Below are 19,672 nucleotides of genomic sequence, written 5' to 3' on the forward strand. Positions count from 1 at the left end.
CCGCGATCGTGCAGCCCGACCGTGGAAGCGGGTTGAACACCCGGCCGCCGTCGACTAGATTTCGCCGCCGCCGACAGGGCGCACAGGAGCCGAACATGGACAGCAACCGGTTGGTACTGGTCACGGGCGCGAACGGGCACCTCGGGCGCAACCTGGTCCCGGCGCTGGTGCAGCGCGGCTATCGGGTGAGGGCGACGGTGCGCGACACCGCCGACCCCGCCCGCACGGCCGGGCTGGCCATGCCGGGCGTCGAACTGCAGTCGCTCGACGTCAGTGACGAGCGCCGCTTCAGCGAGGTGGCGACCGGGGTCGACCTGCTGTTCCACCTCGCGGCGACCTACAAGAACTACACCTCAAGCGCCGCCGAGGCCGACGAGATGGTCCGCGACTCGATCGAAGGCGCGCGCGCCGCGGTGAATGCGGCGGCCAGCAAGGGTGTGCGCCGCCTCGTGCTGACGTCCTCGGTCGTGACCCTGCCGCTGATGCCCAAGGGCGGTCGCGCGACGACGGAAGACGACTGGCGCACCGACTTCCGGCTGCCCTACCACCGGGCCAAGACCCTGGCCGAGCAGGAGGCCTGGCGCATCGCCCGCACGCGCGGCGTCGACATGGTGGCCGTGCTGCCGGGTGCGCTGCTGGGACCGGGATTCACGCGCAGCACGTCCAGCACGGATGCCGTGGAGGCCATGCTGCTGGGTGCGTTCAAGGCCGGCGTGCCGGACCAGAATTTCCCGGCCGCCGACGTGCGCGACGTGGTGCGCGGCCACGTGCTGGCCGCCGAAAGCGAGGCGCAGGGACGGTTCATCCTCTGCAACGACGTGCTCCCATCCTTCTCGGAGATGATCCGGCTCCTGCGCCAGATCGATCCGTCCGTCCCCGCGCCGGGCCCCCTGATCCCCCGCTTCGCCCTGCCGCTGGTACCGCTGTTCGACTGGATCAACCACCGCATGCTGGGGACACCCCGAATGGTCAACCGCGATTTCGCGGCTGCGGTGGGCGGCATGCACTGGACCATGTCCAACGAACGCGCCCGGCGCGAACTCGGCTGGCGGCAGGAGGTGCCGCTGGAACAGAGCCTGGCCGACACGGTGGCGGCGTTGCGCCAGCTGCGCGCCAGCGCGCACAGGGGGCCGGTACCGGCCACCGCCTGAGCGCCGGCTTCAGGCGCCCGCCAGGGCCTCGAGCGCCCGCGCCAGGTCGGCCTGCAGGTCGGCCGGATCCTCCAGGCCGATGGCCAGGCGCACCAGCACGCCGCGATGCGGCCAAGTCCCGGCGCTGCGCATGGCGGGGATGTCGTAGGGCACGGCCAGGCTGACGGGGCCGCCCCATGAGTAGCCCAGCCGGAACAGCTGCAGCGCATCGCAGAAGGCATCCACCTGGGCCGGCGAATGGCGCTCGTGGAACACGATCGAGAACAGCCCTGCGGCCAGGCCGCTCTCGCCGCACAGCTCGCGCCAGTGCTCGTGGCCGGGCGAGCCCTCGATGGCCGGATGCAGCACCTGGGCGACCTCCGGCCGCTGCTGCAGCCAGCGGGCCAGTCCGCGCGCTGCGGCGTCCTGGGCGCGATAGCGCAGCTCCAGGCTGGGCAGCGAGCGCAGCACCAGTTCCACGTCGTTGCCGCCCACGCCCCAGCCCATGCGCATGTGCGAGAGCTTGAGGCGCACGTGCAGGTCCTCGTCGCGCGTGACGATGCTGCCCATCAGCACGTCGCCCCCGCCGCTCGGGTACTTGGTCAGGGCGTGCACCACGATGTCGGCGCCGCTGCCGGGCACCGCGGCCAGGTCGAATCCGTTGAAGGCGAGCCCGGCGCCCCAGGTGTTGTCCAGCGCGGTGGTAATGCCGCGTTGCCGGCACAGCCGGGCCAGTTGGGCCAGCGGTGGGAATTCCATAGTGACCGAGCCGGGCGCTTCCAGCCAGACCAGCCGTGTCTTGTCCGTCAGGCGCCGCTCCAGGTCGGCCGGCTGCATCGGGTCGTAGCGCTGGTACGAGATGCCCCAGCGCGCCAGTTCGCCCTCGGCCATGAGCCGCGAGGGGCCATAGACGTTGTCCGGCAGGAGCACCTCGTCGCCGGCCGCCAGCAGCGCGCAGTTCACGTTGGCGATCGCCGCCAGCCCGCTGGGCACGAGCAGGCACTGCCGTCCACCTTCCAGGGTGGCGATGCGTTCTTCCAGCAGGAAGGTGGTGGGCGTGCCGTGCAGTCCGTAGGTGTAGCCGTCCTTGTGTTTCCAGTCGCGCGCGCGCAGTGCCGCGACGGAAGGAAACAGGACGGTGGACGCCTTGAACACGCCCGCCTGCGGCGCTTCGAAGCCGGCCGGCGGAACGTAGGGATGGTGGATGAGCTCGGTGGGACGCGGGGGCATCGTTCGATGGTAGCGCGCACCCCTTGTCCTTCATCCGAACGCTCAGGCGGCGAGCTTCTCCGCCTCGTTGGCCGGCGCGTCGAACAGCGCGCGGATGTCGCGACCCGCCGCGGCCATGCCGTTGTTGCGGCCCTCGTCGCCCATCGCCAGGCCTTCGGCCCGGACGATCCGCACGTCCGTGATGCCGAAGAAGCCGAACACGGTACGCAGGTAGCTCTCCTGGTGGTCCATCGCGGCCTCGTACGGCGTGCCCGCGTAGGCGCCGCCGCGGCTGGACACCACGACCACGGTCTTGCCCTTGGCCAGCCCCTCCGGGCCTTCCGCGGTGTAGCGGAAGGTGCGGCCGGCCTGCGCGATGCGGTCGATCCAGGCCTTGAGCTGGCTGGGGATGCTGAAGTTGTACATGGGCGCGCCCACCACCACCACGTCGGACGCCAGGAACTGGCTCACCAGCCGCTCGCTGAGGGCGTTTTCCTTCCGCTGGCGGTCAGTGGTCGCCTCCTGGCCCAGGCGGAAGCCCAGTGAGTGCTGGTCGATGTGGCTGGGGGCGTCCGCCACCAGGTCGAGGTACTCCACGGTCGTGCCGGGGTGGGCCTGGACCCATTCGCGCGCGACCTGCGCCGTCAGCTGGCGGGACGCGGAGGCGCCGCCGAGGGCGCTGGAGTCGATGTGCAAGAGCTTCATGGTGATCGTCCTGTTTTTGAATCGGTCACCAATGGTGCGGCCACGACTTGCTTCTGATAAGCCGGTCGAAACGGGTTTGTTCGTTCCAAAAATGAGACAATAGAGGCCATGCAGGACCTCAACGACATGGTCTTCTTCGCCGAGGTGGTGGAGCAGGGCGGCTTTGCCGCCGCTGCCCGCAAGCTCGGCCTGCCCAAGTCCACGCTCTCGCGGCGGGTCGCGGAACTCGAGACGCAGCTGGGCGTGCGCCTGCTGCACAGGACCACCCGCAAGCTGTCGCTGACGCCGGCCGGCGAGGCCTACTACCGCCACTGCTCGGCCCTGCGTGAGCAGGCGCAGGCGGCCTACGACGCGGTGGCGCAGGTGCGCAGCGAGCCGCAGGGCACGCTGCGCGTGACCTGCCCGGTGACCGTGGCCCAGACCACCCTGGCCCCGGTGCTGCCGCGCTGGCTGGCAATGCATCCCCGCGTGCGGCTCGAGATGGAGATCACCAACCGAGTGGTGGACCTGGTGGACGAAGGCGTGGACGTGGCGCTGCGCGTGCGGGCCACGCTGGACAACAGCGGCAGCCTGGTGGTCAAGCGGCTCGGCGTGACGCGCACCATGCTGCTGGCCTCGCCCGCCTTGCTGGACAGCGCCGGCCGCCCGGCCTCGCCCGAGGACCTCGCCGGCCTGCCGACCGTGTCCATGTCGGCGCTGGATGGTCGGGCCCAGTGGCGGCTGCTGGGACCGGAAGGACGCACCTGGACCCTGCAGCACCACCCGCGTTGCGCCGCGGACGACATGCTGACGCTCAAGCACCTGGTGCTGGGCGGCATCGGCATGTCGGTGCTGCCGGACTACCTGTGCCGGCAGGAACTGCGAGACGGCCGGCTGGTGCCGGTGCTGGAGGGCTGGGAGCCGCCCTCCGGCGTGCTGCATGCGGTGTTCCCGTCGCGGCGCGGCATGACGCCGGCGGTGCGCAGCTTCCTCGACTACCTGGGCGAGGAAGTGGTGGCCGAAGGCCTGGGCTGCCCCGAGTGAGGGCCGCTCAGATCTTCCACTTCTCCAGCAGCTTGTCCGGGCCCATCGCGTCGTAGCCCTCGAAGGGCTGGTGGATCCAGGGGTTGCTGGGCAGGAACTCGACCGAGTAGTCCGGCGTGAAGGTGGACAGGCCCTTGGTCCAGATCACCGCGCTGCGCAGTTCGGTGATCGGCTTGTAGCTGGTGCGCAGCAGGTCCACCACCCGGTGCAGCGTGTGGCCGGAGTCGGCCAGGTCGTCCACCAGCAGCACCTTGCCGGCGATCTCGCCCTTGGGGGTGGTGATGTAGCGCGCGATGTCCAGGTGGCCCTGCACCGTGCCGGCCTCGGCCCGGTACGAGCTGGTCGACATGATGGCCAGCGGCTTGTCGAAGATGCGCGAGAGGATGTCGCCCGGGCGCATGCCACCGCGCGCCAGGCACAGGATGGTGTCGAAGGTCCACCCCGACTGGTGCACCTTGATCGCGAGCTTCTCGATCAGGTTGTGGTACTCGTCGTAGCTCACGTACAGGTGCTTGCCGTCTTCGGTCAACATGGGGCTTGGGACTGGGTGCTGGAGGCTGTTGGCGGGGGTCGGGCGGTCACGCCAGATACGGATGCCGCATCATGATCGTGTGGTCGCGGTCCGGGCTGGTCGAGATGATATCGATGGGCACGCCGGTCACGTGCTCGATGCGCTGCAGGTACAGGCGCGCGGCGACCGGCAGCTTGTCGTACTCGGTGACGCCGACGGTGCTCTCGCTCCAGCCCTCCAGCGTCTCGTAGATCGGCTTGCAGCGCGCGATCTCGTCGGCGCCCAGCGGCAGGATGTCGACCTGCTCGCCATCGAGCTCGTAGCCGGTGCACAGCTTCAGTTCCTCCAGGCCGTCCAGCACGTCGAGCTTGGTGATGCACAGGCCCGACAGCCCGTTGACCTGGGCGCTGCGCTTCAGGAGCGCCGCGTCGAACCAGCCGCAACGGCGCGGCCGGCCCGTGGTGACGCCGCGCTCGGCGCCCACGGTCGACAGGTGGTAGCCGACGGTGCCCGGCTTCTCCCAATCCAGCTCGGTGGGGAACGGGCCGCCGCCGACGCGGGTGCAATAGGCCTTGGTGATGCCCAGGATGTAGTGCAGCATGCCCGGCCCCACCCCGGCGCCGGCGGCCGCGTTGCCGGCCACGCAGTTGCTCGAGGTGACGTACGGGTAGGTGCCGTGATCCACGTCCAGCAGCGTGCCCTGCGCGCCCTCGAACAGCAGGTTGTCACCATGGCGGTGCGCTTCGTTCAGCTCGCGCGAGACGTCGGCCATCATGGGGACGAGCTGCTCGCCCAGGCGCAGCGCCTCGTCCAGCACCTGCTGGTAGTCCACCGCCGGCGCCTGCAGGTAGGTGGTGAGCACGTGGTTGTGCAGCTCGAGCAGCACCTTGAGCTTCTCGGCGAAGCGCTGCGGATGCCTGAGGTCCTGCACGCGCAGCGCGCGGCGGGCGATCTTGTCCTCGTAGGCCGGGCCGATGCCGCGGCCGGTGGTGCCGATCTTCTCGCTGCCGCCCTTCTCCCGCAGCGCCTCGCGCGCCACGTCCAGCGCGGCGTGGAAGGGCAGGATCAGCGGGCAGGCCTCGCTGATGCGCAGGCGAGAGCGCACCTCGACGCCGGCCTTCTCCAGCCCTTCGATTTCCTCGAACAGCTTGGCCGGCGACAGCACGACGCCGTTGCCGATGTAGCACTTGACGCCGGGGCGCATGATGCCGCTGGGGATCAGGTGCAGCGCGGTCTTCACGCCGTTGATCACCAGCGTGTGCCCGGCGTTGTGGCCACCCTGGAAGCGCACTACGCCCTGCGCCATCTCGGTGAGCCAGTCCACCAGCTTGCCCTTGCCCTCGTCGCCCCACTGGGTGCCGACGACGACCACATTGCGACCCGTTGTCTTGTTCATGCCTGAAAACCGGAGAAGGAGAATGAATCAGAGGGCGCGCACGACCCAGCGGCCGGCCTGTTCGGCCAGCTCGCGGTCGCAGTGGAACTCGTCCACCACGCTCTCGTGCCCGGGCAGCATGCACACCACCGTCTCGCCGGCGGCACGCAGTCGCGCGATGGCGGCTCGCAGCTCGGGCTGCTCGCCCCAGGGCGCGCGGATGGCGGCCTTCAGCGGCCGCGCGGCGGCGACCCCGACCAGCTCGCGCACGTCCAGCGAGAAGCCGACCGCCGGCCGGTTGCGCCCGAACACCGCGCCCACCTCGTCGTAGCGCCCGCCGCGCACCAGTGCGTCGGTGGCGCCCGGCGTGTAGATGCCGAAACGCATGCCGCTGTAGTAGGCGTAGCCGCGCAGGTCGGCCAGGTCGTAGGTCACGGTGGCCTCGCCCAGGTCGCGGCCCAGCCATTCGAGCTGGTCCAGCGCCTGGCCGATCGCGGACGTGGCAGGCAGCACGCGGCGCGCCTCGGCCAGCACCGTGGCGTCGCCGTACAGGTCGACCAGCGCCGCCAGCCCCTCGCGCGACGGCGCCGGGAAGTCGCGGGTGAGCCGGGCCAGGGCGGTGGCGTCCTTGGCCGCCAGGGCGGCGTGCACCTCGCCCAGCACGCGCGGGTCGACCAGCACGCCGGCGAACAGCGCGCGCACGATGCGCGCATCCGCCAGGTCCACGGTGAGCGGCGGGACCTGGGTCGCGCGCAGGCAGTCCAGCGCCAGCAGCAGCACCTCGCGGTCGGCCTCCAGCCCGGCATGGCCGTAGATCTCGGCGCCGAACTGCAGCGGCTCGCGCGTGGCGTGCGGCCGGTCGGGACGGGTGTGCAGGACGGGGCCGCAGTAGCACAGGCGGGCCACGCCGGTGCGATTGAGCAGGTGGGCGTCGATGCGCGCGACCTGCGGCGTGGTATCGGCCCGCAGGCCCAGGGTGCGGCCCGAGAGCTGGTCCACCAGCTTGAAGGTCTGGAGGCCGAGCGCCTCGCCGGTGCCGGTGAGCAGCGACTCCAGGTGCTCCAGCAGCGGCGGCATCACCAGTTCGCAGCCGTAGCCGCGGGCGGTGTCGAGCAGCTGGCGCCTCAATTCCTCGATGTGCCGGGCCTCGGAGGGCAGGACGTCGGCGATGTGATCCGGCAGGACCCAGGCGGACATGGCAGGGGGTGCTGTTAAAAGAGGGATTCTACCGGCCGTGCCTGGACCGGCTCAGCCAAGGGCGGCCGAGGCACTCGGGGGCGACCCGGGGATCAGGTCACCAGCAACAGCAGCAGCAGGCCCAGCCCGACGCTGCACAGGCCGAAGAACCGCAACTGGCCGTCGCGCAATTCCAGCAGCTTGCGGAAGGTGTCGCGCCAGCCGCGGGGGGCCAGCAGCGGGAACAGGCCTTCGAAGACGAGCACCAGGGCCAGTGCGGCCCACAAGGTCGAGCCGTCCAATCCCTACTTCCTGGCGCCCTGGCCACCGCCCGTGCCGCCGCCGAACGCGCGGAAGAACTCCGATCCGTCGGGGTTCACCACCAGCAGGTCGCTGCGCTTGTTCAGGGTGGCGCGGTACGCCTCCAGGCTGCGGTAGAAGTGGGCGAACTGCGGGTCGCGGCCGAAGGCGTCGGCGTAGACCGCGGCGGCCTGCGCATCGCCCTCGCCCTTGATCTTCTGGGCGTCGCGGTAGGCGTTGGCGATGATCACCTCGCGCTGGCGGTCGGCGTCGGCGCGGATCTTCTCGCTCTCGGCCGCACCGGTCGAGCGCAGTTCGTTGGCCACCCGCTTGCGCTCGGCCTCCATGCGGCGGTAGACCGATTCGGTGATGGCCTCGCTGTAGTCGACCCGCGTCACGCGCACGTCAACGACGTCGATGCCCCAGGGCTGCGCGCCCTTGACCTGCGCCAGCACCTGCGCCTTCACGTCCTCCATCACCTCGTCGCGCTCGGAGGACAGCAGCTCGCGCACGGTGCGCTTGTTGACTTCCTGGTTGAAGGCGCTGCGCACCGCATTGCTCAGGCGGTTGGCACCGGTGGCCTCGTCCAGGCCGACGTTGCGGATGTACTGGGTCGGGTCGGTGATGCGCCAGCGCACGTACCAGTCGATCACCACCGGCTGCCGCTCGGCCGTCAGCACCGGGGTGGTGTCGTTGCCGTCGAGGTTGAGCAGGCGCTTGTCGATGTAGCTGACGTTTTGGAACGGCGGCGGCAGCTTGAAGTTCAGGCCCGGCTGGGTGATGACTTCCTTGATCTGCCCCAGGGCATAGACCACGCCGAACTGGCGCTGGTCGACCACGAAGAGCATGGAGCTGAGCAGGGCCAGCACCACCAGGGCGGCCGCGGCGAAGAATCCGATTCGGTTCATGTTCTCTCGCGCTCCCGGGGTCAGCGCGTCTCGCGCTCGCGGCTGCGGGCGTTGTCGCGGGTGCGTGGATCGGTGGAGGTGTTGCTCGACGGCGCGTTGCCGGAGCCGGCCGCGGGTTCCGGCGGCACCAGGGTCGAACCGCCGGAGGCGACCTGCTGCATGATCCGGTCGAGCGGCAGGTACAGCAGGTTGGAGCCCTGGCGCGTGTCCACCATCACCTTGGTGACGTTGGCATAGACCTGCTGCATGGTCTCCAGGTACATGCGGTCGCGGGTCACCTGCGGCGCCTTCTGGTATTCCGCCAGCACCGAGCGGAACCGCTGCGCGTCACCCTGTGCGGTGGCCACCACGCGCGCCTTGTAGGCCTCGGCTTCCTCGCGCAGGCGCGCCGCGGACCCGGCCGCGCGCGGGATCACGTCGTTGGCGTAGGCGGCGCCCTCGTTCTTCAGGCGCTCGCGCTCCTGGCTCGCCTTGTTGACGTCGTCGAACGCGGCCTGCACCTGCTCGGGCGCGCGCACGCCGCCCTGCTGCAGGTTGATGGCCACGATCTCGACGCCGGAGTTGTAGCGGTCCAGGATGGACTGCATCACGCCGCGCACGCGCGGGGCGATCTGCTCGCGCTCCTCGCCGAGGGCCGCGTTCATGAGCATGTTGCCGACCACCTCGCGCACGGCGGTCTCGGCGGCCTGCACCACCGTCTCGGCCGGGTTCTTGATCTCGAACAGGTAGGCGCGCGCGTCCTTCAGCCGGTACTGCACCGAGAACTTGACGTCCAGGATGTTCTCGTCCTGGGTCAGCATCGCCGATTCCTTCAGGCCGGTGGCCTTGATCACGGCGTCGCGGCCGATGTCGACCGAGCGGATCTGCGTGACGTAGACGACCTCGTGGCGCTGGATCGGGTACGGCAGGCGCCAGTTGAAGCCGGCGCCCACGGTGGCCTTGTAGCGGCCGAATTGCGTGATCACGGCCTGCTGGCCTTCCTGCACGATGAAGAAGCCGGTACCCAGCCAGATCAGCAGCAGCACGGCGACGATCAGGCCGATGCCGATGCCGGCGCTCTTCATGTCGGGCTGGAAGTTGCCGTTCGGATCGGGGCGGCGGCCGCGGCCGCCGCCGAACAGCCCGCCCAGCCGGCGGTTGAAGTCGCGCCAGAGTTCGTCGAGGTCGGGCGGCCCCTGGTTGGGACCGCGCGGGCCGTCGGGACGCTGGGGGTCCGGCCGGTTGTCCTTGCCGTCGTCGCCGTTGCCGTTGCCGCGCCCCCAGCGCGGGTCGTTGAGGTTGAACATGCCTCTGAGGCGCCAGGACAGCGCGGCCAGCATGCGGGGGGCGTGAAGCTTCATTCCAGGGTCTGTTTCTTTTCGTGGCTGGGCCGATTGTGCCCAATCAGGCGGCGGCATCGTGCAATTCACTGCCGGGATGCATGGATGGGCTGGCCCGCGCCGCGCGAGCCGCGAGCTCCTGGCGCAGTTCGGCCAGCCCCTCGCCGGTGCGGCTGCTGACGAACAGGCGGCGCACCTGCGTGCCCTCGATCTCGACCCGATCGGCCAGCCGGCGTGGCCGCTGCGAGGGCTCGAGCGCGTCGAGCTTGTTGAAGACCAGCACTTGCGGCACCTTGTCGGCGCCGATCTCGTGCAGCACGCGCTGCACTTCCTCGATCTGCTCGGGATGGTGCGGATTGGACGCGTCCACCACGTGCAGCAGCAGGTCGGCGTCCGCGGCTTCCTGCAGGGTGGCCTGGAACGCGTCGATCAGCCCGTGCGGCAGGTCGCGGATGAACCCGACCGTGTCCGACAGCGACACCGAGCGCCCGCCGGTGCCGCCCTCCTCGTCCTCGAGGTAGAGCCGCCGCGTGGTGGTGTCCAGCGTCGCGAACAGCTGGTCGGCGGCATAGGCCCGCGCCTTGACCAGTGCATTGAAGAGGGTGGTCTTGCCGGCGTTGGTGTAGCCGACCAGCGAGATGGTGAAGGCACCCTGGCGTTCGCGCTGGCGGCGCTGGGTGTGGCGCTGGCGCTTGACCTTGTCCAGCCGCTCGCGGGTGCGCCGGATGGCGTCGCCGATCATGCGGCGGTCCAGTTCGATCTGCTTCTCGCCCGGGCCGCCGCGCACGCCCGCGCCGCCGGTCTGGCGCTCCAGGTGCGACCAGCGCCGCACCAGCCGGGTGCTGACGTACTGCAGGCGGGCCAGCTCGACCTGCAGCTTGCCCTCGTGGCTGCGGGCGCGCTGGGCGAAGATCTCCAGGATCAGCAGCGTCCGGTCGTTGACGGGCAGGCCCAGGTGGCGCTCCAGGTTGCGCTGCTGGCCGGGGCTGAGCGACTGGTCGAACAGCACTTCGGTGGCGCCGGTCTGCTCGGCCAGCGCCTTGATTTCGTCGGCCTTGCCGCGGCCCACGAACAGGGCTGCGTCGGGCGCCTTGCGGCGCGCGGTCAGGCGCGCCACCGGTTCCAGGCCGGCGGTGCGCGCCAGTTCACCGAGCTCCTCGAGCTCGGCATCGAAGTGCGGCAGGCCGAGGTCCACCCCTACCAGGATCGCGGGGGCTTCGGGGCTTTCGGAGGGCTGGGGCAAAACGGGAATCGGGGCTTTCGGAAGCCGCGCCCCGACGGGAGAGCGCGTGCCGCGCGGCAATCAGCCTGCTGCGGCTTCGTTGCTCTCCGCGGCGGAGAAATTGACGGCGCGGCCAGGGACGATGGTGGAGATGGCGTGCTTGTAGACCATCTGGGTCACGGTATTCCTCAGCAGGACGACGTACTGGTCGAAGGATTCGATCTGCCCCTGCAGCTTGATCCCGTTGACCAGGTAGATCGACACCGGCACGTGCTCTCGGCGCAGCGTGTTGAGGAAGGGATCTTGTAGTAGCTGCCCTTTGTTGCTCACGATATTCTCCGTGTTCGTGGGTGTTGTAGGAAAACGCACCTTACCACAGCAAGACCCCTGCGCAAGTAGGCTTCCGTCGCCGCCGTGGAGCCCCTGACTTGGGGGTGCCAACGAAGGGTTCAAGGGCGGATCGCACCGCCCGGCGCAGCGGTTATTCCTTGTCCGCGTACGGGTTCTTCGAGGTCTTCATCTCGATGCGCAGAGGCGTGCCGATGAGATCGAAGGCCTTGCGGAAGCGCCCCTCCAGGAAACGCTTGTAGGCGTCGGTGACGTGCTCCAGCGAATTGCCGTGGATCACGATCACCGGCGGGTTCATGCCGCCCTGGTGCGCGTAGCGCAGCTTGGGGCGGAACATGCCCGAGCGCTTGGGTGACTGGAACTGCACGGCTTCCTGCAGCAGCCGGGTCAGCACCGGTGTCGACATCTTGGTCATGGCCGCCTTGTGGGCCTGGGCGATGGACGCCCACAGCGGTCCCAGGCCCTGCCGTTTCATGGCCGAGATGAAGTGCAGCGCGGCGAACTTCAGGAAGGCCAGCCGGGCCTCGATCTGCCGCTGCACCTGCTCGCGCTGGTAGGCGTCCACGGCGTCCCACTTGTTGACCGCGATCACCACCGCCCGGCCGCTCTCGAGGATGTAGCCGGCGATGTGGGCATCCTGGTCGGTCACGCCCTGGGTGGCATCCAGCAGCAGGACCACCACGTTGGCCGACTCGATGGCCTGCAGCGTCTTGACCACCGAGAACTTCTCGATCGCCTCGAACACCCGGCCCTTGCGCCGCAGCCCGGCGGTGTCCACCAGTTCATAGCGCTGGCCGCCGCGCTCGAACGGCACCGTGATGGCGTCGCGCGTGGTGCCCGGCAGGTCGAAGGCGACCAGCCGCTCCTCGCCCAGCCAGGTGTTGATCAGGGTGGACTTGCCCACGTTGGGACGGCCCGCGACCGCCAGCCGGATCGTGCCGGGGGCTGCTTCATCGGCTTCCTCGTCGGGCTCGGGCAGGTTAAGGGGCGCGAGCGCGAGCTCGACCAGGCTGCGGATGCCCTGTCCGTGTGCGGCCGACACCGGGTGCACCTCGCCCAGGCCCAGTTCGTAGAACTCGGACAGCTGCACGCCCTCGCTCATGCCCTCGGCCTTGTTCGCGGCCAGCACGGTGGGCTTGCCCAGCTTGCGCAGGTAGGCCGCGATGTCGTGGTCCTGGGCCGAAAGGCCCTCCCGCGCATCGACGACGAACACCACGACGTCGGCTTCGGCGACGGCCTGCCGGGTCTGGCGCGCCATCTCCATGTAGATGCCACTCTCGGCGGTCGGCTCGAAGCCGCCGGTGTCGATGACGATGAACTCGTGCGGGCCGTGCTTCGCGTTGCCGTAGTGGCGGTCGCGCGTCAGCCCGGCGAAGTCGGCCACGATGGCGTCGCGCGTCTTCGTCAGCCGGTTGAACAGGGTCGACTTGCCGACGTTGGGGCGGCCCACCAGGGCCATCACGGGTTTCAAGGGCCGCCCTCCTTGCTAGGTGCCCGCTTACTGGGGCACGAAGGCGTAGATGCCGCCGTTGCGCGTCACGGCCACCAGCGTGCTGCCGGCCACCACGGGCGCCGCAGCCAGGGCACTGCCGTCCGTGGCGACGCGGTTGCGCAGCGAGCCATCCTCGCGCGACAGCACGTGCAGCAGGCCGGTGCCGTCGCCGACGACCACGGAACTGCCCACCACCAGCGGCGCAGTCAGTCCGCGGTGCAGCAGCTTGTCGTGCACCCAGGCGCGCTCGCCGTTGTCGCGCCGCCAGGCCACGATCCGGTCGTCGCTCTCGGTGCCGACGACCAGCCGCTCGTCGCCGCCCACGCCTTCGGTGCCGCGCGCCGGGCGCGTCCAGGCCAGGGTGCCGCGGCTGGCATCCACGCAGCCGATGGCCGCCTGGTAGGCACGCGTGCACACCGAGTTGCCGACCCGGCTGACCGGCGCCACCAGGTCCACCAGGCGCTCGACGTCGTTGGTGCCGCGCGGGGTGGCGATGGGGGCTTCCCAGCGCACGCTGCCGTTGAGCGGATTCAGCCCGGCGAGGCGGCCGCCCTGCCCCGCCACCAGCGTGTCGCCGACCGCCAGTAGCACGCCGGCCTGGCGAAGCACCAGCGGCTCGCCGGGACGCGACTGGGTCCACAGCGGGCGACCGGTGGCGCCGTCGAAGGCGCTGACCGAGCGGTCGGCTGCCAGCACGAAGACGCGCTTGCCCGCGACCAGCGGGGCGGTAAAGGCCTGCGCCGGCAGCTTCTGCCGCCACAGCACCCGGCCGCCCTCCAGCGCCACCAGCTCGTTCGCCGTGGTGACCACCGCCGCGGTGCTGCCGTCGCTGCCGACGCCGGCGGCGATGTTCGCACCCACGCTGGCACGCCAGAGATCGCGTCCGGTGGCGGCGTCCAGCATGGCCACCGTACCGTCGCTGGAAGCCAGCGCCAGCTGCCGGCCGCTCACATGGGCTTCGAGCGGGAAGGCGACGGGTCCGATGCGACTGGTCCAGCCCGAGCGGATGCCGAGCGTGGCCGGGTTGGGCTGCAGTTCGGCCGGTTTGGGCTTTTCCGCACCGCCGCCGAAGAACGGCAGCGAAGGCAGCGAGGAGCAGCCGGACAGGAAGATGGCTGCGGCCGCCGTCGCTAGGCCGCGCCGGGCGGCCAACTGGATGCGCCCCCTCATGACTTGGCCCCGCCGGCCTTGTCGCCGACCAGGCTCTTGGGATCCACGCCCAGGGCCGTCAGCTTCACCTCGACCAGCCGGCGGTAGTCGGCCTGGGCCTGCAGGCCCTTCCAGGCCTTCTCGTATTCGGCCCGCGCCTCGGCGGTCTTGCCCTGCAGGTTGTAGATGTCGCCGCGGCGGTCCGCCACCAGGGGCTCGAACTCCGTCGGCATCTCGGCCTCGAGCTGCTTGAGGGCTTCGTCATAGGCCTTGGTCTCGACCAGCAGGGCCACCAGGCGCAGCCGCGCAACTGCCTCCAGACCCTCGTCGGACGCGCTGCCGGCGACCCAGGCCAGCGCCTCCCTGGCCGCGTCGGTCTTGCCCTGGTCGGCCGCCGCCTGCGCCACCAGCAAGCCGGCCTGCTGCGCGAACACGGTACCGCCGAACTTGTCCTTGACGTCGGCAAAGCCCTGCTCGGCGCGCGCGAAGTCGCCGGCCTGCACGGCCCGCTCGATCTCGTCGTAGATCGCCGACGCCTTGGCCGACTGCGTGCGCTGGTACCACTGCCAGCCGTTCATGGCGGCGATGGAGCCGAACACGGCGATCAGGAGCCAGGAGATCAGGTTGCCGTAGGTCTTCCAGAAGTGCTTGAGCTGGTCAAGCTGCTCCTGTTCTTCGAGGTCGAGGTGTGAAGCCATGAAATCCTTGTGGATGCCGGGTAACGCCCGGGCAGCGGCGAATTGTAGTGAGGCGGGCGCTCAGCTCTTCAGGCTGGCGGCCCAATCCGCAGCCGCGGCCAGCGGCTTGCGCTGCTGCGCCCCGCTGCCGTCGCGCAGCGCCTTGAGCGTGACCTCGCCGGCGGCCAGCTCGTCGCCGCCGAACACCAGCGCGTAGCGGGCGCCGCTGGCATCGGCCTTCTTGAACTGGGATTTCATGCTGCCCAGGCCCTCGGCCGAGGCGGCATGCATCTGGACCGACACGCCGGCGGCGCGAAGGGCCTGCAGGGTCTTCAGGGCCAGCGGGAAGGCACCGGCATCCGGCACCACCGCATAGGCGTCCGGGGCCGGCGCGTCCAGCGCGGCACCCTGCTCCTTCACCAGTTCCAGCACCCGCTCGACCCCGATGGCCCAGCCCACGGCCGGCGCCGGCTTGCCGCCGATCTGCCCGATCAGGTAGTCGTAGCGGCCACCGGCGCAGATGGTGCCCTGGGCGCCGAGCCGGTCGGTGACGAACTCGAACACCGAGAGGTTGTAGTAGTCGAGACCGCGGACCAGCCGCGGATTGATGCGGTAGGCAATGCCGTTGGCCTCGAGCATGGCCTTGAGGCCGTCGAAGTGCGCCAGCGACTGCGTGCCCAGGAAGTCGATCAGCCGGGGGGCGCCTTCCACCATGGCCTGCATGGCCGGGTTCTTGGTGTCGAGGATGCGCAGCGGGTTGCTGTGCAGGCGCCGTTTGGCGTCCTCGTCCAGCAGGTCCGCGTGCCGCTCCAGGTAGGCGATCAGCTCGGTGCGGTGCTGCCGCCGTTCCTCGGGCTGGCCCAGGCTGTTGATCTCCAGCCGCACGTCGGATAGGCCCAGTTCCTTCCAGAGCGCATCGGCCAGCAGGATCAGCTCGGCGTCCACGTCCGGCCCTGCGAAACCCAGGGCCTCGGCGCCGATCTGGTGGAACTGGCGGTAGCGGCCGCGCTGCGGGCGCTCGTGCCGGAACATCGGGCCCATGTAGTACAGGCGCTTGCCGCCTTCGTACAGCAGGGAGTGCTCGGCCACGGCGCGCACCACGCCGGCGGTGTTCTCCGGCCGCAGCGTGAGGTGCTCGCCGTTCAGGCGGTCCTCGAAGGAGTACATCTCCTTCTCGACGATGTCGGTCACCTCGCCCAGCCCGCGCACGAACAGCTGGGTGTGCTCCAGGATCGGCGTGCGGATGTTGCGGTAGGCGTAGCGGGCCATCAAGCCGCGCACCTTGTCTTCCAGCCACTCCCAGCGCGCCGATTCCGGCGGCAGGATGTCGTTCATGCCTTTGACGGCACTGAGTTTTTCAGCCATGGGGTGCCGGCTCAGTCCGTTCTGGAAACGGAACCGAACCGCTTCTCGATGTAGTTCTCGACGATCTGGTGGAACTCGGCCGCAATGTGGTCGCCGCGCAGGGTCATCGCCTTCTGCCCGTCGATGAACACCGGCGCCGCCGGCGCCTCGCCCGTGCCGGGCAGGCTGATGCCGATGTCGGCGTGCTTGCTCTCGCCCGGGCCGTTGACGATGCAGCCCATGACGGCCACGCGCAGCTTCTCGACACCCGGGTACCGGGTGCGCCACAGCGGCATGTTGGCGCGCAGGTGGTCGTCGATCTGCTTGGCCAGTTCCTGGAAGGTGGTGCTGGTGGTGCGCCCGCAGCCCGGGCACGCGGTGACGCTGGGCACGAACGAGCGCAGGCCGAGCGACTGCAGGATCTCGGAGGCGATCACCACTTCCTGCGTGCGCGACTCGCCGGGCTGGGGCGTGAGCGACACGCGGATCGTGTCGCCGATGCCTTCCTGCAGCAGGATGCCGAGCGCCACGCTGGAGGCCACGGTGCCCTTGGTGCCCATGCCGGCCTCGGTCAGGCCCAGGTGCAGCGGGTAGTCGCAGCGACGCGCCAGTTCGCGGTAGACCGAAACCAGGTCCTGCACGCCGCTGACCTTGCAGGACAGGATCACCTGCTCGCCGCGCATGCCCATCGCTTCCGCGCGGCGCGCCGACTCGATGGCCGAGGTGATCAGGGCCTCGTACATCACGCTGCGGGCGTCCCAGGGTTCGGCCCGGCGTCCGTTCTCGTCCATCAGCGACGCCAGCAGCTCCTGGTCGAGGCTGCCCCAGTTGACGCCGATGCGCACCGGCTTGTCCCAGCGCATGGCGGCCTCGATCATCTGGCCGAACTGGCGGTCGCGCTTGTCGCCCTTGCCGACGTTGCCCGGGTTGATTCGGTACTTGGACAGCGCCTGCGCGCAGTCGGGGAATTCGGTCAGCAGGCGGTGGCCGTTGTAGTGGAAGTCGCCCACCAGCGGCACGTCGACGCCCATGCGATCGAGCTGCTCGCGGATGTACGGCACCTGCTGCGCGGCTTCGGGCGTGTTGACCGTGATGCGCACCAGCTCCGAGCCGGCCTGCGCGAGTTCCTTCACCTGGATCGCGGTGGCGATCGCGTCCGCGGTGTCGGTGTTCGTCATGGACTGCACCCGCACCGGCGCATCGCCGCCCACCGTGACCACGCGCCCACCCCAGGCCACGCGGGCCTGGCGGGTGCGGCGGGGAGCGGGGGAAGCCGGCAGCACCGGCAGGCAGGGTTCGGTCACGGTTACTTCACTTCGAATCGGGCGACGTTGTCCTTCTCGACCGGCGCCATGTCGAACGGCTTGCCGCGCACTTCGACGGACGTGCTGTTGACGCTGCCGACGGTCACGGACAGGGGCGTGGTGCCGGAGGCGGATGCGGACTCGCCCGCAGCCATCAGCCGGCGCAGGGCCACTTCGCCCCGGCTGTCGAGGACCTGGACCCAGGAAGGGCCGCTGGTCTTGAACACCACGACGCCGCCGGATGGCGGTGCCGCAGGGGCGGTGGGCGCAGCCGTGCTGGACGGCGTTGCGGAGGATGCGGCAGCGGCGGGCGGCCCTGCGGCGGGGATCAGGGTGGCAGCGGGTTCGGTCGCCGCAGCCGGCGCGGTGGCCGTCGCCGCCGCCACCGGGGCCCCCGATGCAGCGGAAGCGTCGGCGGCGGGCGCTGGGGCCGGATCCGGGGCCGGCACGGCGGCGCCAGTGGCAGCCGGTGCATCGGCCGGCGCGGCAGCACCCGGCTGCACCACCACGGAAGCCGCCATCGGCACGGCGGGCGCTTCGGGGCGTGCAACCGCACGGACCGCATCCAGGCTCAGGTAGGGCAACAGCAGGATGGCCACGGCGCCCAGCAGCAGCGCGCCGACGGCCAGCGGCACCGGCCGCATCAGCTGCTGCTGCCAGCCGCCCGCGGCGACGTCACCGGGCGCCCGGAATGGCGCGTTGATGCCCTCGTGGTCCTGCACCAGCCGGGGCGAGGCGGTCTGCGGCAGGCGCGCCAGCACCGGCTGCGGATCGATCTTGAGGTTGCGGCAGATGCTGGACGCCAGCGCCCGCGCGAACACGGCATCGGGCAGGTCGTCGTAGCGATCCGCCTCCAGCGCCTCGAGCTTGCGCACGGGCACCTTCAGCGAGACGGCCAGCGCCGCCACGTGCAGGCCGGCCGCTTCCCGCGCCTGCCGCAGCAAGGTGCCGGCAGAGACCTCGGGCGCCGCGGCGACCTCACTCATCGAAGGCCCCGCGGTCGAGCGCCGCGGCCTCGCGCGATTGCGGGAAGCGCCGCTTGAGCTGGTCGGCCAGCTGCCCCATGGCCAGGCGGTCGCCCAGCGAGCGTTCCACCTTCACGCCCAGCCACAGCGTCTCGGCGTTGGCGAGCTGGCTGTTGTTCAGGCGGCGGATGAGGAACTGCGAGCGCTGCAGCTCGCCGCGCTTGAACAGCAGCGAGGCGAGGTTGTAGCCGACGATCGGGTTGCCGGCGTCGAGCTCGTAGGCGTGCGAAAGGGTCTTCTCCGCCTCGCCCGGCTTGCCGGCCTGCACCTGGCACAGGCCCTTGGCCATCAGCGTCTTGGGACGGTCGCCGTATAGCGGATTCTCCAGCGCCTGGTCGAACGAGCGCTCGGCCTCCGGGAAGCGGCGCTGCTGGCAGTAGAGCCAGCCCAGGTTGTGCATGCTGCTGGAGTCGCGCGCATTGAGCGAGACGGCGCGCTTGAAGCTCTCCTCGGCCTGGGCGCTGTCGTTCAGCCGCATGAAGATCAGGCCGCGCAGGTTGTACGCGTCGGAGAAGGTCGGGTCGGAGGCGATGACCTGCTTGAGCTCGTCGAGCGCGATGGCGGTGCGGCCCTGCTCGAAGTAGCCGACGGCCAGTTCCATGCGGATGCGCGCCCGGCGGCGGGCTTCCGATTCGTCGGACGCGGTGGGAATGTCGGCCGCCACCTCCTGCGACGTCTGGGCGCAACCGCCCAGCACCAGCGCCGCCGAGACCATCCCCGCCCACGGCACCATGGCCGCCACCAGGCCCCACAGGCCCACCCCGCGCTTCATGCTCAAGACTCCTTGGCCACGGCGCTTGCCGGCGCCCGTTTCAGGATCACGGTGCGCTGGCGGGCGATGCGCTCGCCCACCCGGGTGCGGTCCTTCACGTCGCCGGCCAGTTGCCCGCAGGCGGCCGCGATGTCGTCCCCTCTCGTCTTGCGCACGGTGGTGACGATACCAGCATCGCTCAGCAATGCCGCGAAGGCCGCGACCCGGTTGTGGGGCGAGCGCGTCAGTCCGGACTGCGGGAACGGGTTGAACGGGATGAGGTTGAGCTTGCAGTTCACGCCGCTGCCGCCATGCCCGCGCACCAGCGCGACCAGTTCGCGCGCGTGCTCGGGCTGGTCGTTCACGCCGTCGAGCATGCAGTACTCGAAGGTGATGAAGTCGCGCGGCGCATGGACCAGGTAGCGCTGGCAGGCGTCCAGCAGCTCCGCCAGCGGGTACTTGCGGTTCAGGGGCACCAGGTTGTCGCGCAGGGCATCGTTGGGCGCGTGCAGCGACACCGCCAGTGCGACCGGGCAGTCCTGCGCCAGCCGGTCGATCATGGGCACCACCCCGGAGGTGGACACCGTCACGCGCCGGCGCGACAGGCCGTAGCCGTGGTCGTCCAACATGACGCGCAGCGCCGGCACCAGCGCCGAGTAGTTCTGCAGCGGCTCGCCCATGCCCATCATCACCACGTTGGAGAT

Annotated in this window: 20 protein-coding genes; 2 read left to right on the forward strand and 18 right to left on the reverse strand. The window is 70.3% G+C overall.

Annotation, left to right across the window (positions count from 1 at the left end; genetic code table 11):
• Positions 1 to 95 precede the first annotated feature (95 nt).
• On the forward strand, positions 96 to 1,151 hold the full coding sequence (locus VEC03_RS00225) for an NAD-dependent epimerase/dehydratase family protein (protein WP_324912109.1): 1,056 nt from the start codon (positions 96 to 98) through the stop codon (positions 1,149 to 1,151).
• Positions 1,152 to 1,160: 9 nt separating this feature from the next.
• On the opposite strand, the gene VEC03_RS00230 is transcribed toward VEC03_RS00225, so the two are convergent.
• On the reverse strand, positions 1,161 to 2,360 hold the full coding sequence (locus VEC03_RS00230; RefSeq protein WP_324912110.1) for a PLP-dependent transferase: 1,200 nt from the start codon (positions 2,358 to 2,360) through the stop codon (positions 1,161 to 1,163).
• A gap of 42 nt (positions 2,361 to 2,402) precedes the next feature.
• Positions 2,403 to 3,044, reverse strand: coding sequence for an FMN-dependent NADH-azoreductase (locus tag VEC03_RS00235; protein WP_324912111.1), 642 nt, complete (start codon positions 3,042 to 3,044; stop codon positions 2,403 to 2,405).
• Between the two features lie 108 nt (positions 3,045 to 3,152).
• Between VEC03_RS00235 and VEC03_RS00240 the strand changes: the two genes are divergently transcribed.
• Entirely contained in the window at positions 3,153 to 4,067 is a 915-nt protein-coding gene (locus VEC03_RS00240; protein WP_324912112.1) for a LysR substrate-binding domain-containing protein, read from the forward strand.
• 7 nt (positions 4,068 to 4,074) lie between these two features.
• Here the strand turns inward: VEC03_RS00240 and VEC03_RS00245 are convergent, their stop codons facing one another.
• From VEC03_RS00245 to rlmN, 16 genes are all read right to left on the reverse strand, one after another.
• Positions 4,075 to 4,599 carry a phosphoribosyltransferase gene (locus tag VEC03_RS00245; RefSeq protein WP_324912113.1) on the reverse strand — a complete coding sequence of 175 codons (525 nt, stop codon included), beginning with the start codon at positions 4,597 to 4,599 and terminating at the stop codon, positions 4,075 to 4,077.
• 46 nt (positions 4,600 to 4,645) lie between these two features.
• Positions 4,646 to 5,974, reverse strand: coding sequence for an adenylosuccinate synthase (locus VEC03_RS00250; RefSeq protein ID WP_324912114.1), 1,329 nt, complete (start codon positions 5,972 to 5,974; stop codon positions 4,646 to 4,648).
• A 27-nt stretch (positions 5,975 to 6,001) separates the two neighbouring features.
• Positions 6,002 to 7,150: an ATP phosphoribosyltransferase regulatory subunit gene (locus VEC03_RS00255; RefSeq protein ID WP_324912115.1), complete on the reverse strand. Its 1,149-nt coding sequence runs from the start codon at positions 7,148 to 7,150 to the stop codon at positions 6,002 to 6,004.
• Positions 7,151 to 7,242: 92 nt separating this feature from the next.
• The gene (locus VEC03_RS00260; RefSeq protein WP_324912116.1) at positions 7,243 to 7,431 is read right to left on the reverse strand and encodes a DUF2065 domain-containing protein; all 189 of its coding nucleotides are present in this window, start codon (positions 7,429 to 7,431) and stop codon (positions 7,243 to 7,245) included.
• A 3-nt stretch (positions 7,432 to 7,434) separates the two neighbouring features.
• On the reverse strand, positions 7,435 to 8,337 hold the full coding sequence (gene hflC / locus VEC03_RS00265) for a protease modulator HflC (RefSeq protein ID WP_324912117.1): 903 nt from the start codon (positions 8,335 to 8,337) through the stop codon (positions 7,435 to 7,437).
• Positions 8,338 to 8,357: 20 nt separating this feature from the next.
• On the reverse strand, positions 8,358 to 9,677 hold the full coding sequence (hflK, locus tag VEC03_RS00270) for an FtsH protease activity modulator HflK (protein ID WP_324912118.1): 1,320 nt from the start codon (positions 9,675 to 9,677) through the stop codon (positions 8,358 to 8,360).
• A gap of 43 nt (positions 9,678 to 9,720) precedes the next feature.
• Entirely contained in the window at positions 9,721 to 10,899 is a 1,179-nt protein-coding gene (gene hflX / locus VEC03_RS00275; protein WP_414708435.1) for a GTPase HflX, read from the reverse strand.
• A gap of 60 nt (positions 10,900 to 10,959) precedes the next feature.
• Positions 10,960 to 11,208 (reverse strand): RNA chaperone Hfq, encoded by a 249-nt coding sequence (hfq, locus tag VEC03_RS00280; RefSeq protein WP_324912119.1) that lies wholly within the window; start codon positions 11,206 to 11,208, stop codon positions 10,960 to 10,962.
• Between the two features lie 151 nt (positions 11,209 to 11,359).
• On the reverse strand, positions 11,360 to 12,697 hold the full coding sequence (der, locus tag VEC03_RS00285; protein WP_324912120.1) for a ribosome biogenesis GTPase Der: 1,338 nt from the start codon (positions 12,695 to 12,697) through the stop codon (positions 11,360 to 11,362).
• A 27-nt stretch (positions 12,698 to 12,724) separates the two neighbouring features.
• Positions 12,725 to 13,888 (reverse strand): outer membrane protein assembly factor BamB, encoded by a 1,164-nt coding sequence (gene bamB, locus VEC03_RS00290; RefSeq protein WP_324912121.1) that lies wholly within the window; start codon positions 13,886 to 13,888, stop codon positions 12,725 to 12,727.
• The gene (locus tag VEC03_RS00295) at positions 13,885 to 14,565 is read right to left on the reverse strand and encodes a tetratricopeptide repeat protein (RefSeq protein WP_324912122.1); all 681 of its coding nucleotides are present in this window, start codon (positions 14,563 to 14,565) and stop codon (positions 13,885 to 13,887) included. The genes bamB and VEC03_RS00295 overlap by 4 nt, the downstream gene beginning before the upstream one ends.
• Before the next feature lie 60 nt (positions 14,566 to 14,625).
• The gene (gene hisS / locus VEC03_RS00300) at positions 14,626 to 15,909 is read right to left on the reverse strand and encodes a histidine--tRNA ligase (protein ID WP_324912123.1); all 1,284 of its coding nucleotides are present in this window, start codon (positions 15,907 to 15,909) and stop codon (positions 14,626 to 14,628) included.
• An 11-nt stretch (positions 15,910 to 15,920) separates the two neighbouring features.
• Positions 15,921 to 17,192: a flavodoxin-dependent (E)-4-hydroxy-3-methylbut-2-enyl-diphosphate synthase gene (gene ispG, locus VEC03_RS00305; RefSeq protein WP_324912124.1), complete on the reverse strand. Its 1,272-nt coding sequence runs from the start codon at positions 17,190 to 17,192 to the stop codon at positions 15,921 to 15,923.
• Positions 17,193 to 17,194: 2 nt separating this feature from the next.
• Positions 17,195 to 18,178: a helix-turn-helix domain-containing protein gene (locus VEC03_RS00310; protein WP_324912125.1), complete on the reverse strand. Its 984-nt coding sequence runs from the start codon at positions 18,176 to 18,178 to the stop codon at positions 17,195 to 17,197.
• The gene (gene pilW / locus VEC03_RS00315) at positions 18,171 to 18,989 is read right to left on the reverse strand and encodes a type IV pilus biogenesis/stability protein PilW (RefSeq protein WP_324912126.1); all 819 of its coding nucleotides are present in this window, start codon (positions 18,987 to 18,989) and stop codon (positions 18,171 to 18,173) included. Before pilW ends, VEC03_RS00310 begins: the two co-directional genes overlap by 8 nt.
• A gap of 2 nt (positions 18,990 to 18,991) precedes the next feature.
• Positions 18,992 to 19,672, reverse strand: a 681-nt coding sequence (gene rlmN / locus VEC03_RS00320; RefSeq protein ID WP_324912127.1) for a 23S rRNA (adenine(2503)-C(2))-methyltransferase RlmN, incomplete at its 5' end; no start/stop codon positions are given.

The sequence above is a fragment of the Ramlibacter sp. genome, assembly GCF_035627355.1.
GTDB lineage: Bacteria > Pseudomonadota > Gammaproteobacteria > Burkholderiales > Burkholderiaceae_C > Ramlibacter.